Origin of the sequence: Streptomyces sp. NBC_01707 (assembly GCF_041438805.1) — a bacterium.
GTDB lineage: Bacteria > Actinomycetota > Actinomycetes > Streptomycetales > Streptomycetaceae > Streptomyces.
On record NZ_CP109190.1, the window covers coordinates 3239455 to 3252621 of the forward strand.

A 13167-nucleotide genomic window follows, 5' to 3' on the forward strand; every position below is an offset into this window, starting at 1 on the left:
GATTTGGGGTATTTACTCGCAGGTCAGACGGCGAGCGCCATACGGGCCGGGTCGGCGTAGCGGTCGATCTCCTCGCCGGTCACGCACTCGACCAGTGCGCACAGCAGCACCTCGGCCGCGTTGGGTGTCACGGCGTTGCCCAGGAGTCGAACTTTGTCCCTGTTCGAGCCGACTAGGTCGTAGTCGTCGGCGAACGCCATCGCCCGCTTGATCTCTTTCGGCCGGAGCATCCGGAACAGCACCTTGTCGATGTCCCAGTCGCCGTTGACCAACGCGTACCGGTCGCGGGTCGTGAGCGCGCCGACCGGCATGCTGATCGGCTTGGCCTGCCCGTTGCCGTAGTACGGGACGAGGAGCGACTCCGGGTGGGTCACCAGGCCGTGGTGGTTTCCTCCGGCCGTGACCGCGTGCAGCGGGCTGTCGATGTGCCGCGCCTTGCCGGTGTCGCCGCCGCCGCGCATCGGGATCACGTACGGCAGGTACGCGAGGGCCACTTCTGCGCGCGTGGTCTGGGTTCGCAGCGGCCTGTCGATCGGCATCGCCTTCTTGCCGTCGCGGCCCTCGCACGGGATCAGCAGGGGCGGGACCACGAGCGCGTCGCCTTCGGTGGTCGTGCGGGTCGGCATCGGGCTGAGGATGCTGGACGCGCCGGTGCGCCAGGTGCCGCCGGTCGGGACGAGGAACGGGGCGGGGTCACCCTGCGCCTGGCCGTCGCCGAACAGGGCGCCTTGCTCGTCCTGGGCTGCGAGCTTCGGCCAGTACCGCTCGAAGCCGGCCCGGATGCGTTCGATCGTCTTCGGCGCCAGGCCCTCGGGGCATTCGGGGCTCTTGGGCCGGCTGCCGATCGGCGTGCCGGGGATCGACCAGTCGATCGCCACCGCGGCGGGCAACACATCCGGCTCGACCAGTGCGCGGCAGTCCGACTTGGGGCACCGGTAGTCATAGGACGCCTTGTACCGGCCCATGTCCTTGCCGGGCTTCCGCCACGACTGGAGGGCCGCGACCATCTCGTCGCATTCGGTGCAGTACGCGTTCGACCTCAGCCACTTGTCCCAGTCGGGCGTGCGGCCGAGGCTCTTGTGCCAGTAGGCCAGGTACAGCCGGTCACGCGACTGCGGTGCTGCGTGCACCGACCGCGGGTCGGCGTGCATCGAGTTCAGGGCGATCAGGCGCGTCTCGTATCCCATCTTGTGAAACTCGGCCACGTACCGGTCCCACTCCCACCACGACCGGAGGTCGACCACGTTCTCGACCACGCCCGCCTTGACCAGGCCGCCGCGCTCGATCACCCCGCGCAGGTACAGCGGGACTTCCTCGACCAGGGCCCGCGAGGCTTCCTCCTCTTTCGTCGGGCCGCTCTCCTCCCCGCCGGTCGTGAACTTCTCCTCTTCCAAGTCGGCGTACAGGTCGAGGAGATCGCCCTGCACCGCCTTCGCGAACGACCGCTTCATCCCCTTGGCCACGCTCCACTCGGTGCACTCAGGGCTCGCCCAAAAAATGTCGGTAACGGGCCACGACCACACCGGGGCCTTGCGGATGTCGCCCGTGTAGTGGGCGACCCCGGGGAAGTTCAGCCGGTGCGTTTCGATGGCCCGCCGCCAGTGATTCGCCGCGTGAGTGACCTTCAGGTTCGGGACGGCTTCCGCTCCCTGAGACGAGCCGCCTCCGCCGCAGAACCAGTCACTGTGTGTGATCACGTTGCCATCGTGCTTGTAGGCCATCGCGGACCCTCCTTGGGGTGAGGTCGGTCGGTGCTGGCCGGGCGAGCGGGGATTCCCGCCCCCGCTCGCTGGCCGGTGAGATGCTTAGTGGGTAGACACTATGACTAACGCGTGACTCTTCGTGAAGTACCGGGGTGGAACAGGGGATTTCGGAGAAAACCGCAGGTCAGAGGCCCATCAGTCGCCTCGTGCAGTTGCGGACGGCAATGCCGTCGGCGATGTACGACGCGCTCTCGGGGACGCTCAGGCTGAACACCTCAGCCTCCCGCCCGTGTTCGGCGCGCGTGACGGGGTGCCAGCGGAACCCGTCGTGGTCGGGACGCCGGCCGCCTTCGCGCTTCCACGAGAGCAGCCAGCCCGGCTTGCCGGGCTTTCCTTGGTCGCTGAGGCCTCCGGCGTATCCCAGCGAGCAGACGAGCAGCCGCAGGCCGACCATGAACGACTTGGAGTACATACGCACCGCGAACTGGTCGCGGTGGGGGCCATCGTTGACCAGGCCGTCCAGGAACGCCTGTCGGGACTCATCGGGCATCGCCAGTGCCCAGGCGGGAAAGCGGCGACCGGCTCCGTACCCACCGAAGTGCTCGGCCAGCCAGCCGACGAGTTCGGGGCAGAGCGCTGCCGCGGCTTCGCCCTTGAGCCTGATCATGTTCCCAGCTGTGCCGAGGACGTCGATCGGGTCGATTCCCGTGAGGGATGCGGGCAGGCCAGGGACCGGCTGCGGCTCTCCGAAGTCGAGGGGCGAGGCGAGGCGGTGCCCCTCGGCCAGGTCCCGCGCCCTGGTCCATCCCGCAGACGACAACTCCCCCGCCTCGCCACCCTCCAGGAAGACTCGCGCTACACGCGTGCGGAACGGACGATCGGCAGTGGCCGCCAGGTCGCTGGCCAGGGATGCGCAGTGGACTCGGACGGTGGGCGCGGTCGTCCGCATAGTGGCCGCCACCGGCCTCCACAGGCGCTGATGCGTGAACACCTCGTCGCCCGCGATGACGTCCTCGATCGGAACGAGGCCGCGACGGATGAGGATCATCGTCCCCGCCGGGAAGCCGGTGGGCAGGGGGTGGCCGGGGGTCTGGGGGGCGTGAGTGGTCATGTGGCGTCCTCGATCGGCTCGGGTGGGATGAGGGGAGCCGGGGCGGGCACGGTGCCCGCCCCGGTGGGAACCCCAGGTCAGAGGGCGCGCTGCTCCGGGAGGGGCGGCAGCGGGGTCCGCTTCAACTGGAAGGGGATCAGCGGCGAAAGGTCGGCCGCGACCACGTACCAGCACCACTCGTGGCCGCCGATGGCGTACCGGTCGTCGTCGTTGGGCTGGGCGATCTCGGTCGCCTCCTGGTGGCGCTCGCCGCCGAGGTACATCCAGCAGATGCTGAGCACGACCGCGTGGCTGTCGCCGTCGACCGTGCCGTCCACGACGTGCACCGTGTCGGCCGAGCCGTGCCCGAGGCGGGCGGCTTCGGCCTGGGTGTCGTCCGCGATCCGCCGGACGGTGTCGAGGTCGAACCACGGCTTCACGAAGCCGTCGCGCTGGTCGTCGGGGTCGATCCAAGCCGGGTAGCGGTCGCGGTCGTTGCAGCAGACGATGACTTCGATCATGAGGCTCTCCGTGAGGTCGTTTCGGTCGGTGCGCATGGGGCGACCCCGGGACGGGCGGGGATTCCCGCCCTCGCCCATCCCGGGGCCAGGGGTGACGTGCGGTCAGTCGAGGGGTAGGCCGACTGCCTTGGCGAGGTCGATGCGGTAGACCGCCTGGCCGTCGCGCTCGGGCAGTTTGGTGACGAGGGGCTTCCAGACACGCTCGTTGACGTAGTTCAGGTAGGGCACCCACTCGTTCATGTCGAAGATCTCGTCCCCGGCGTATGTGCCGAGCGTGGCGGTGAACGAGGTCTCCGTGCCGTCCGCCGTCCAGTACCGGCCGGTGGCGCACAGCGAGCCGTCGGCCGCTTCCACGAGCTCCGCGTGCGTGGCGTCGAAGGGGACATCCGCACTGTCGTTGCCGGTCAGAATGTCCCGCACGGCCACCGCGGTGACGACGGCCATCACGCGGCCGAGTCGTTCGGCCGCCGCGTGGTACGCGTCCAGGGCCGCCTGGGCTGCGGCGGACAGGGCGCCGCTGTCGGAGAGCTCGTAGGCCCGGGTCTGGGGGTCGTGAGTGGTCATGGGACGCCCTCGATCGGTTCGGATGGGGTGGAGGAGGGGGCTGGTGCTACCACTCGCGGTGCAGGGCCGGGAACTTGATCGCGTACGCCTCGGAGCCCTGGTCGTTCTGGATGGCCTTCCATCCGCCGGTCCGAAGCGATTCGAGGCCGGTGCTGGACAGCAGTGCCTGGCGTAGGGCCTCGTCAGCGCCGCCGATCCGCTCGTAGTCGAACGCGCCATAGTCCTGCTCGTCGTTCGTCCAGACGATCGCGTCGGCGGTGGCCACGGAGATCAGGCGCGGGTGGCCGTCCTCGACGATGAGGCCGGCTGCGGTGGCGTTGGGGACGAGTTCGCGCAGGATGTCACCGGCCTTGCGGACGCCTTCCCTGAGCGCGTCGCAGCCGCAGGCGCACGGCTTGCCGTCCTTCTTGCTGTCGCGATTCAGGTGGCAGTTGGTGCAGTCGTACTCGTGCCAGTCCATGCCCTCACCGCACGCGCACCACCAAGAGGCGAAGGCCCACGTCCATTCCCAGCCGCCGATGCCGTACAGGCCATCGCGGCCGGGTGCGATGACGTCGGCGGCCGTGGCACTGCCTTCGTACAGCCACTGCCAGGCGGCTTTGACGATGACCGTGCGCCGGGCGCCGCGGCCGGTGGCCTTGCGCCGTCGGGCCGCCTTGCGGTCGTTCGGTGTGGCGTGGGCGACCCTGACGGCCGTGGTCACGTTCCGGCCCACGTTGCGCCACCGGATACGGACGGCGATCGCGACCTGCTCGTGCTCTTCGCTGTACGGGTTGGTGCCGCCCTCGATGATGTGGACGGTGTCCCCGCTGTCCTCGCGGCCGTCGATGACGTGGACGGTGTCCGCGCAGTCGTACCCGTACTCATCCGCGATGCGGAGTGTCTGGGCGGACAGCTCCCGGGCGGTGTCGAGGGTGAAGTACGGGCTCAGCCACCCGTTCCAGCGGTTGTTGGGGTTCAGCTTGCAGTCGAACGGGCCGAGCATGTCGTCGATACAGACGCGGGTCTCGATGGTCTCGCCGGTACGGGCCATGGTGGTGCTCCTTGCGTGCTGTGAGGTGAGTTCGGTTGGCTCCCGGGTGGGCGGGGATTCCCGCCCCCGCCCACCCGGGGTGTGGCGGTCAGGCCGGCTGGCCGATCAGGTCGTCCGTGAAGTACGTCCGGTAGTCCCTGCAGCGCGTCTTCTTGGACGAGTTGCACGATCGGCAGAGGGGCTGGATGTTGTCGATGTGGTCCCGGCCGCCCAGGGCGAGCGGGATGACGTGGTCGGGCTCAAGGCCCACGTCCACTCGCAGGCAGGCGATGCAGCAGCCGTAGGAGTCGCGGAGGGCGATCCAGTCGGCGAGCTTGACGCCTCCGCCGGGGGCCGCGGCCTTGCGGGCGCGGTACCGGGCGCGGCGAGCCCGATTGGCCTCCGGGTTGTCCTTGACCCACCGCGCGTTCTTCGCCGCGTAGTACGCCTTGTTGCCGTGGTAGTGGGCGCGCTTCCTGGCCTGACAAGCGTCCAGGTTCCGCTGCCGGTAGGAACGGCTGATCTCCCTGACCCTTTCCGGGTCCATGGCGTATCGCTCCTTGGCCACCGCGTTCAAGCACGGCCGGCAGTGGCTCGCTCGGGCGCCGCCCGGGTAGGTGAACTCAGCCATCGGAAATTCCTCGAGGCACCTCGTGCACGTCTTGGTCTCGGGGGGCGGAGCCCCTGCCGGGCGGTACTTGACCGGGTCGACTGCCCTGCACATGCGGCAGGTGTCGCGCCGCCCGTCCGTGGACTTCTTGAGCTGGCCAAAGTCACTGAGCTGCTTCAGCTCCCGGCACTTCGCGCAGGTCTTCAAAACAGACCGCCCTGGTCCCACGGCTGCTCGAAGACGTTGTCGCCGAGCTCGGGGATCGCTTCGCCGGTCTGCTCCAGGTAGTAGGCGGCGAGCATCCTGCGGTGGCACCAGTTTTCGGGCTTGTTCATGCGGTCGAAGCAGAGGAGGACGAGTCGGCTGTCACCGTTCGCGGCGGCCAGCCTGGCGAGTTCGGCGCGGATGGCTTCGATCCCGGTGTCGTTCAGCATCCGTCGGTAGCTGAACTCGTACGCGTCCTTGGGCAGGTTCGCGGCGAGCAGCTCCCGTGTGGGGGTCACGAGCTTCGCGTGACCGCCGAGCTGGTGGCTGAACCAGCGGGCGCCGCCCGCAGTGGTGCGGATTGCGGTTCCCATGTCAGGCCTGAACTCCGAGTAGGAGCAGGTCGCGAGGCGGATGGGCTCCATCACTTGCCTTTCGTGTGGGTTGGTGGGTACAAGATCAACTTTAGTGGCTACCCACTATGGCGGCCAGTTGAACAACCCTAGATCCAGGGTGTGTTGCGGGAGGTCTACGCGGCGAACAGGTCGAGCTGGCACGGCTGGCGGCTCAGCCAGTCGTGGGTCCGCAGCGGGCCACCGGCGTAGCCGGGGAGGAACACCAGGCACGTTCGGATCGACGTCCCGCACGCGGCGAACGAGTCGTCGGGCAGGACCTCGATCTCTCCGCCTACCTCTTCGACCACTTCGCGGAACTCGGTGCTGGCCTTGTCCGACCACCACATGAGGCCCTGGGACATGATCGAGACGAGGATCCCGTCGTCTTTCATGAACCCGATCGCGTGCTTGATGTGGTCGAGTCCGTTCGAGAACGGCGGGTTCATCACCACGCGGTCGAATCCTTCCGCGTAGTCGAGCGGGTCGAGGTCGAGGAAGTCACCCTGCATGACCCGGCGGCTGTCGCCCTGTTCGCGCAGCAGGTCGGCCCGGCGGGAGTCGATCTCGACGGCGTCGACGACTCCGCCGCGCTTGGCGATCTCGGCTGTCATGGCTCCTGAGCCGGCCGAGGGTTCCAGCACGGTCATCCCGGCGTGGACGCCTGCGAGGTCCACGATTTGCGTGACCAGGCTGGGCGGGGTCGGGAACCAGCCCTGCTCGTTCTTCGACGGGTACTCACCGGCCGCGAGGCAGTGCCGCATGAACTCCTCGATCCGGTACGGGAAGACGTGGCCCCGGACTGCTTTGCGGCCGTCCCACTTCCCGCTCATCGCCTTGAGCACCGAGTTCACTTGCTCGTAGACGACGCGGTCGATCTCGAACGGGATCCGCACCAGGTCGCCGCTGATGACGGTGCGTGGGTCGGTCAGGACGCGGAGGACGTCGGTCGGGAATCGCATGAGGCTCCTTCGGTTCGCTGTCGGGTTCGGGGTGGGCACCCATTGGCCGTAGTGGGTCCTCACTAAAGTCCGGGCCTGGAAGCAGGCAGGTCAGGCCGCGTCGGCCTCGGCCGGGGCCGCCGGGGCGACCGCGTCCGGGTTGATCTCGATCGCACCGGCCCGCACCGCCGCGATGGCCTGGGCGTCGCGCAGGTTCTTGATGACCTTGGTCGTCAGGTTCCGCAGGTGCTCGATGCGGTGCTGGTGTGCGCCGACTCCCCCGGCGACTCCGGCGAGGAGCAGGGCCAGCTCCTCGGGGTCCGCGGTGGCCAGTTCGGACAGGATCTCTCCGGCGGTCGAGAGCTTGTCGATCTTCTTCGTGAGCTTCGAGCGGTCGGCGATGATCCGCTCGCGCTCCTCCTCGGGGACGTCGTGCGCGCCGGGGAGCGATTCCTGAACGTCGCCCGGCTTGGCCGGGGTCTCGTCGGCCAGGACGAAGAACGACCCCTGAGACTCTCGGCGCTCCTCCTCGATGCGGGCTGCCTTCACGAACGCCTCGGCGTCGCGGTCGCTGTTGAAGGCGCCGCGCGCGTACTTGGCCAGGAACCGCAGCTGGTTGTCACAGCTCAACTGGGAGGCGTACCAGGCCAGGTTCAGCGACAGGTGACCCTTGGCGACCGCTTCCTGCGCGGGCTCGCACAGCCTGAGCAGGTCCATCCGCCACCCCACATAGGCCGGGGACTTGCCGCAGACCCCGCCGATCTCGTCGATCGTGTAGCCACCCTTTTCCAGCCGCTTGAACGCCTTGGCCTCTTCCATGGGCGTCATGTCCGCGCGGCCGACGTTCTCAGCCACGGCCATGGCCAGGATCTCGCGGGAGTCGGCTTCGATGCCGTGCATGACGAGGGCGGTCATCTCTGTGAGACCGGCCATGCCCGCCGCGCGCCACCTGCGCTCGCCCATGATGACCACGTACCTGCGCGTACCAGGGATGTACCGGACGGTGATCGGCTGGAGCTGCCCGAGTTCCCGCATGGAGCCGGCCAGTTCCTCCAGCTTGGCCTGGTCGAAGATCTCGCGGGGCTGGTTCGGGTCGCGGTCGATCCGGTCGATCGGGATCGTCTTCTGGACCGACTTCACCTCGGCCGCGGTTGGCGCGGCCTTCTCGGCGACGATCTCGCGGCGCTTGCTGACCCGGGTGGGCTCGATGGCCGTCTTCTGGACCGGGGTCTTCTTCGCGACCGCCTTGGCGGGGGCCTTCTTCGCGGAGGCCTTCTTGGCGGCCGGGGCCTTCTTCGCGGGGGCCGTCTCGGTGACCTCGTCGATCTGGGCGGTGGCGGTGGTGTCGCTCATGGCGTCCGGCCTCTCACTGTGCGGTGTGGTGTTTAGTGGGTCGACACTATGACTAACGCGTGACTCTCCGTGAGGTACCGGGTGATTCGAAAGAAATCGCAGGTCAGAGGCGGTTTGTTCACCTCCGGCCGCGTCCTCGACGGGCACCTCGGAGGGGACGTCGGCCGCCGGGGTCGCCTCGGTCGGGGGCTCCGGGGTCGGCTGCTCGTCGACCGCCAGGGCCTCCGGCTCTGCCTCCGGGACCGGCTCGATGACGCGGACGATGCCGCGCCCAGGGCCGCCAGTCCAGGCCCCTGCCCCGTAGGTCAGCCCGGCCCCGGTCAGGAGGGCGGTCACCTGAGACAGGAGCGACTCCGACCACACGGACTCGGTGAACTTCACCCCGTCCGGCGCGGTGATCGTCACGGGCGGGTGGCCCTTGTGCGGCTGGTTGTTGCCGTTGAGCCACGTGAGCGTCGCCTCGGTGGCGTCCCACCGGCATTCGACCTTGACGCGCTTCGGGATCTTCGGGTCGGTGCGCTTCTTCGGCGCCTTCGCCTTGGCCTTGGCTTGTGCCTCGCGGATGGCGTCGGCCGGTGCCGCCTCCGAGGCCTCGCGGGCCGACTTCTTGCCGGGGACCTTCCCGTCGGCGAGGAAGGCGTTCATCGCCTCTCCGGGGCATCGGCCCTGTACCTGGGTGTAGTCGGCCGGGTGCGTCGAGACCCGCCCGTTGAGCGTGGCGTCTTCCAGGCTCATGACCTGCTTGGGGGCCAGCCGCAGGTTCCAGGCGATGGACAGCGTCTTGGGGTTGACCCGGGCCACTCCGTACCAGGAGCCGGCGTACAGCGCGTAGTCGCCGGGCGCGAAGTCGTCCGGGCCCCACAGCTTGACGCCGTCGGCCTTGGCCTTCTCGACGATCTGCTCCCAGTGGGCGATCTCCTCCGTCAGGTCCTGGATGAGCCGGGCGTGCCTGCCGACCGAGACCCAGCCCTTCTCGACCGCGTTGGCGTGGGCCCTTTCCTGCTGGCGCAGGTCGGCGCGCAGCCGCTCCAGTCGCCGCAGGGTGCGCTGCGGGTTGTTCCGGTGCGCCGTGTAGTTCTCGGACGCCCGGGTCCGGTCTGCCCAGTACCCGGCCCTGTCGCGGTCCTCGAACGACTTCCGCATGTTCGAGTCGATCCGCGCGGCGTCGCGGCGGGCGCGGCCCTCGCTGTGGTGGCCGACCAAGATCGGCTGCCCGAACTCGAACCGCTTCGAGATCTGGTCTGCGGTCGCCCGCCGGACGTCAGCCGAGGCGACGGCCCGGTCCGCGCGGTCGCTGAACCGCTCGGCCCGGTCGTCGGCCCGCTCCTCGCGGTCGGCCTCTGCCTCCGCGAAGGTGCGCCGCGTGTCCTCGTCGATCCCGATCGTGACGTCGTGACCGGCCTCGCGCAGCGCGGTCGCCGCACCGTTGATCCGCCAGTGCTGCGCTTCCTTGTCGCGCGAGTGCCGGATGTACAAGCCGTCCAGCGACCGCGAGAACCAAAAGCCGAAAGAACGCACCAGCTCGAAAGCACCGTCTCCCTTCTGGGAGCCTTCGAGGAGCGTGCCTTCCGCCCGCGTGTGGGTGATCGTGATGTCTGCCATCTGTTGACTCCTTCGTCGGGTGGTCAGGCGTGCTCGGGGCGGGAAGTGACGTCGCCCAGGTGCTTGCCGAGCCAGGCGAGCACCTTGGTGGCGCACAGCTCGGCGTCGGCCGCCGCGTCGAGCGGGACGGGTGAGCCGTCGAAGACGGTGGCGACGTAGTCGCCGTAGGCGCCGTGCAGGTGGGCCGACCAGGGCTCGCGGTGCTCGGCCGCCGGTCGGTCGGCCTGCTCACCGGCGTACATGAGGAGGTGCGGGCCGCCGTAGGCACGCTGCTCGCTGTCCTGGCCGGTCGGGGCGACGGCCAGGATCAGGTAGCTCATGCCGCCCTCTCCGGCGAGGAAGGCTTGCCGTCCGGCCTTCGCGAGTGCGGCGCGCAGCAGGTCGCCTTCGGTGATCGTGACGTCCGCCATCTGGCGAACCTCCTTCTGGGGTGCGTGGCTCGGGTGGGCGGTCAGGCGGTGCGCGCGATCTGGCCGATTGCGGCCGTCAGCTGGGCGGGCAGGTTGAGGGAGCGGGCCTCGCGAGCGAGCGAGCTCCACTCGGCCTGCACCCACCGCTGGTGCTTCGCGGCGTCCTCGGCGACGGTCACGGCGAGCTTGCGGAGGGCGTCCCTGTCGAGCACGCCTCGCACGACCGTGCGCCGGACGTCGATCGCGCGCTTGGTGTTGCCCTCGCGGATGAGCTGCCGGGAGAGGTCGAGGGCGTCCTCGGCGTCTCCGGCTTCGGCGACCAGGGTGATGTCCTCGATCAGGGTCTCGATGCGCATGTCGCTCTCCCATGGGGGTGGTTTAGTGGGTCGACACTATGACTAACGCTGATCTCTCCTGGGGGTACCGGGGTGACGGGGAGAGATCGGGAAAGTTTGCAGGTCAGGGCCCTGCCGTCCGGCCTTCGCCACTCGCGCGGTCGACCGGAGGGCGGGGCCGGCTGGCCCCGCCCGGTTGGCTGTCAGGCGGCCAGGATGTGGCGGCCAGTCGCGGTCAGGGACACCGGCTGGCCCTCGGTGAGCGTGGCCTCGGTGTCGACCTGCGCCCATCCGTGGCCGATCAGGAAGTCACCCAGCTCCGTGTCCAGTCGGGCGCCATCCACGCTGGTGACGTACTTCCAGCCCTCACGGGCCTTGAAGCCCTGGCGCTTCACGAAGGTGTCCCGGATGGTCCGCAGTGCGTTCCTCTGCTCCTGCGTCGTCTCCGGGATGGCCACCACGGTGGGCGCGGGCTCGGCCGACTCCTCTTCGATCTCCAGGGTGTCCGTGGCGTCCAGGAAGCGGCGCAGGCCGTCCTGCTCGGCGAACCGGGCCGCATTGGTGACCAGGCTCGTGCTCATCGAGAACCCGTACATGAGCAGGGCCTCCATGCACTCTTCGCGCTGCTTGGCCAGGCCCGCGCGGACGCCGTGGCGGTCGATGCGCTTCATGAGGTGCATCCAGGGCTTGGCCTTGCCCTCGGCGACCAGGACGGCGTCCATGAGGTGATCGAACTGGGCGCCCTGGATCGCGAGCGCGTCGGTCAGGCTCGCGCGGGTCGCGGCGGCTTCCTCGAAGACGCGGTCCGCGCGGGTGATGAGGTGCTTGAGGGCGGTGCTGGCGTCCATGGCTGGCTCCTTGTGGGGTGATGTGTTTAGTGGGTAGACACTATGACTAACGCCGGACACTCCTTGGGGTACCGGGGTATCGGGAAGAAATCGAGAAAGATTGCAGGTCAGAGCCCTGCGGGGTCAACAGGCGTACGAGGTGACACGCGCCTCGTAGTGGGTACCCCCTACACTGCGTGCATGGATCGCCTCGAACTCCCCGCGCCCTTCGCCGACCTCGCCGACCTGGCGGGCGAGCCCACCATCGAGCGGGCGCAGGCCCTCGGTCGCGCGCTCAAGGCCGTGCCCGACCTCCAAGCCTGGCTCCGTGAGCAGAGGCAGCTCACCCTCCGCGCCCTCCTTGACGGCCCGCTCACCAAGGAAGACCTGGCCCCGCGCCTGGAGATCAGCCCGCAGCGGGTCGCCGACATTGCCAGCGGCCACGGCCGTTCCAAGGCCAAGCGCACCAAGCCGGCCGCCTGACCCGTCCGCTTCGTCGAACAGGCCGAGCTGGACCACCGTGTCCGGCGCGGCCGCGAGCGGTGGCAGCTCCATCAGTCGGAGCTGAGACCCCTTGGGCAGTACCGGCCGGAGCTGGGGGCATCCGGCTTCCGCGCGGAGCTCGGCGACGACCTCCGGGTCCAGGCGGTGCGCCTCGATCTCCTCCTCGGTGGGCACCCACCCGATGGGGCGCTGACGGCCGAGGCGGTGCGTGATGTCCTGCACCTTCGCCCACGCGGCCCACAGCCGGTCGTCCCGGTCCTCCCAGGCGTGCAGCTCATCGATGGCCGCGTAGAGCACCTCCCGTTGCGCTCCGCCGAGGAGCGGCCGGAGCGGTTCGCGGTCCTCCTGACGGTTCTTCACGACTGGTGCGGGCTGCAAGCGTCGCCAGAGGAGGAGTGCGTCCCGGCCGTCGGTGGTGACGCTGACGCGCTTGCTGCCGGGGCCGTGCGGCTCGGTGATGACGAGGAACCCGGCGTTCACCAGCGGGGCGAGGCGGCCGTCCGCGACTGCTTGCCCGGCCCATCCCGGCCGCGGGTAGTGGCGTAGGACGCCGTCCCGGTCGAAGAGGAGTTGCACGGCAGCCGCGGCGGCCATCAGCTCAGCCTGTCCGGTCGACCAGCCGAGCGCTCGCACCTGCTGTGACTGCCACGCCCGCTCGCGGGCTCCCTCGAGGAACCTGCTCGCGACGGAGCCGGCCGGGGGCAGCTCGGGCGCGGGCTCCGGCTGGGGCTCGGCCGCCGGGGGCTCGACGGGCTCGGGCGTGGGCGGGTCTTCGCGGACTCGCGAGCCGTAGTTCGCGACGCCGGTCATCGGGCGGTCACCGCTCGGGTAGCGGACCGAGACGCGGAACGCGTACGGGCCCTCATCGGCGAGGCGCTCGATCTCGTCGGCGTTGGCGGCGATCGTCTCGTCCGCGTGCCGGGTGAGGGGCAGGACGAACGTGCCGATCCGCTCACCGTTGCGGTAGTCGCCAGTCACGCGGAAGTCATCGCCTTGGGCGAGGCCGAGGCCGCGCAGGATGCGCGCGATGGTCACGGTCGGGGTCTTGGGGGCGCGGTGGGACTCATGGCTGCCTCTCGGTGGTCGAGGGAGGTTCGTA

At 69.4% G+C, this 13167-nt stretch carries 13 protein-coding genes; all 13 read right to left on the reverse strand.

The features are described from left to right. Window positions 1-23 precede the first annotated feature (23 nt). Complete coding sequence (locus tag OG963_RS14350) at window positions 24-1721, reverse strand: DNA cytosine methyltransferase (protein WP_371799017.1); 1698 nt, start codon at window positions 1719-1721, stop codon at window positions 24-26. Between the two features lie 166 nt (window positions 1722-1887). Continuing rightward, window positions 1888-2814, reverse strand: a complete 927-nt coding sequence (locus OG963_RS14355; protein WP_371799018.1) for a hypothetical protein — start codon at window positions 2812-2814, stop codon at window positions 1888-1890. A gap of 77 nt (window positions 2815-2891) precedes the next feature. After that, a complete protein-coding gene (locus tag OG963_RS14360; protein WP_371799019.1) occupies window positions 2892-3350 on the reverse strand; it encodes a hypothetical protein in 459 nt (152 codons plus the stop codon). 66 nt (window positions 3351-3416) lie between these two features. Next, a complete protein-coding gene (locus tag OG963_RS14365; protein WP_371799020.1) occupies window positions 3417-3878 on the reverse strand; it encodes a hypothetical protein in 462 nt (153 codons plus the stop codon). Window positions 3879-3924: 46 nt separating this feature from the next. Then, the gene (locus OG963_RS14370; RefSeq protein ID WP_371799021.1) at window positions 3925-4911 is read right to left on the reverse strand and encodes a hypothetical protein; all 987 of its coding nucleotides are present in this window, start codon (window positions 4909-4911) and stop codon (window positions 3925-3927) included. A gap of 88 nt (window positions 4912-4999) precedes the next feature. After that, the gene (locus OG963_RS14375; RefSeq protein WP_371799022.1) at window positions 5000-5521 is read right to left on the reverse strand and encodes an HNH endonuclease; all 522 of its coding nucleotides are present in this window, start codon (window positions 5519-5521) and stop codon (window positions 5000-5002) included. Window positions 5522-5703: 182 nt separating this feature from the next. Beyond that, complete coding sequence (locus tag OG963_RS14380; protein WP_371799023.1) at window positions 5704-6078, reverse strand: hypothetical protein; 375 nt, start codon at window positions 6076-6078, stop codon at window positions 5704-5706. A gap of 155 nt (window positions 6079-6233) precedes the next feature. Then, window positions 6234-7058 (reverse strand): rRNA adenine N-6-methyltransferase family protein, encoded by an 825-nt coding sequence (locus OG963_RS14385; protein WP_371799024.1) that lies wholly within the window; start codon window positions 7056-7058, stop codon window positions 6234-6236. A 90-nt stretch (window positions 7059-7148) separates the two neighbouring features. Beyond that, window positions 7149-9992: a ParB/RepB/Spo0J family partition protein gene (locus OG963_RS14390; protein WP_371799025.1), complete on the reverse strand. Its 2844-nt coding sequence runs from the start codon at window positions 9990-9992 to the stop codon at window positions 7149-7151. A 23-nt stretch (window positions 9993-10015) separates the two neighbouring features. Beyond that, on the reverse strand, window positions 10016-10402 hold the full coding sequence (locus OG963_RS14395; RefSeq protein WP_371799026.1) for a hypothetical protein: 387 nt from the start codon (window positions 10400-10402) through the stop codon (window positions 10016-10018). A 41-nt stretch (window positions 10403-10443) separates the two neighbouring features. After that, window positions 10444-10758, reverse strand: a complete 315-nt coding sequence (locus OG963_RS14400; protein WP_371799027.1) for a hypothetical protein — start codon at window positions 10756-10758, stop codon at window positions 10444-10446. Between the two features lie 182 nt (window positions 10759-10940). Then, the gene (locus OG963_RS14405) at window positions 10941-11585 is read right to left on the reverse strand and encodes a hypothetical protein (RefSeq protein ID WP_371799028.1); all 645 of its coding nucleotides are present in this window, start codon (window positions 11583-11585) and stop codon (window positions 10941-10943) included. Window positions 11586-11708: 123 nt separating this feature from the next. Next, window positions 11709-13103, reverse strand: a complete 1395-nt coding sequence (locus tag OG963_RS14410) for a hypothetical protein (RefSeq protein ID WP_371799029.1) — start codon at window positions 13101-13103, stop codon at window positions 11709-11711. Window positions 13104-13167: the final 64 nt, after the last annotated feature.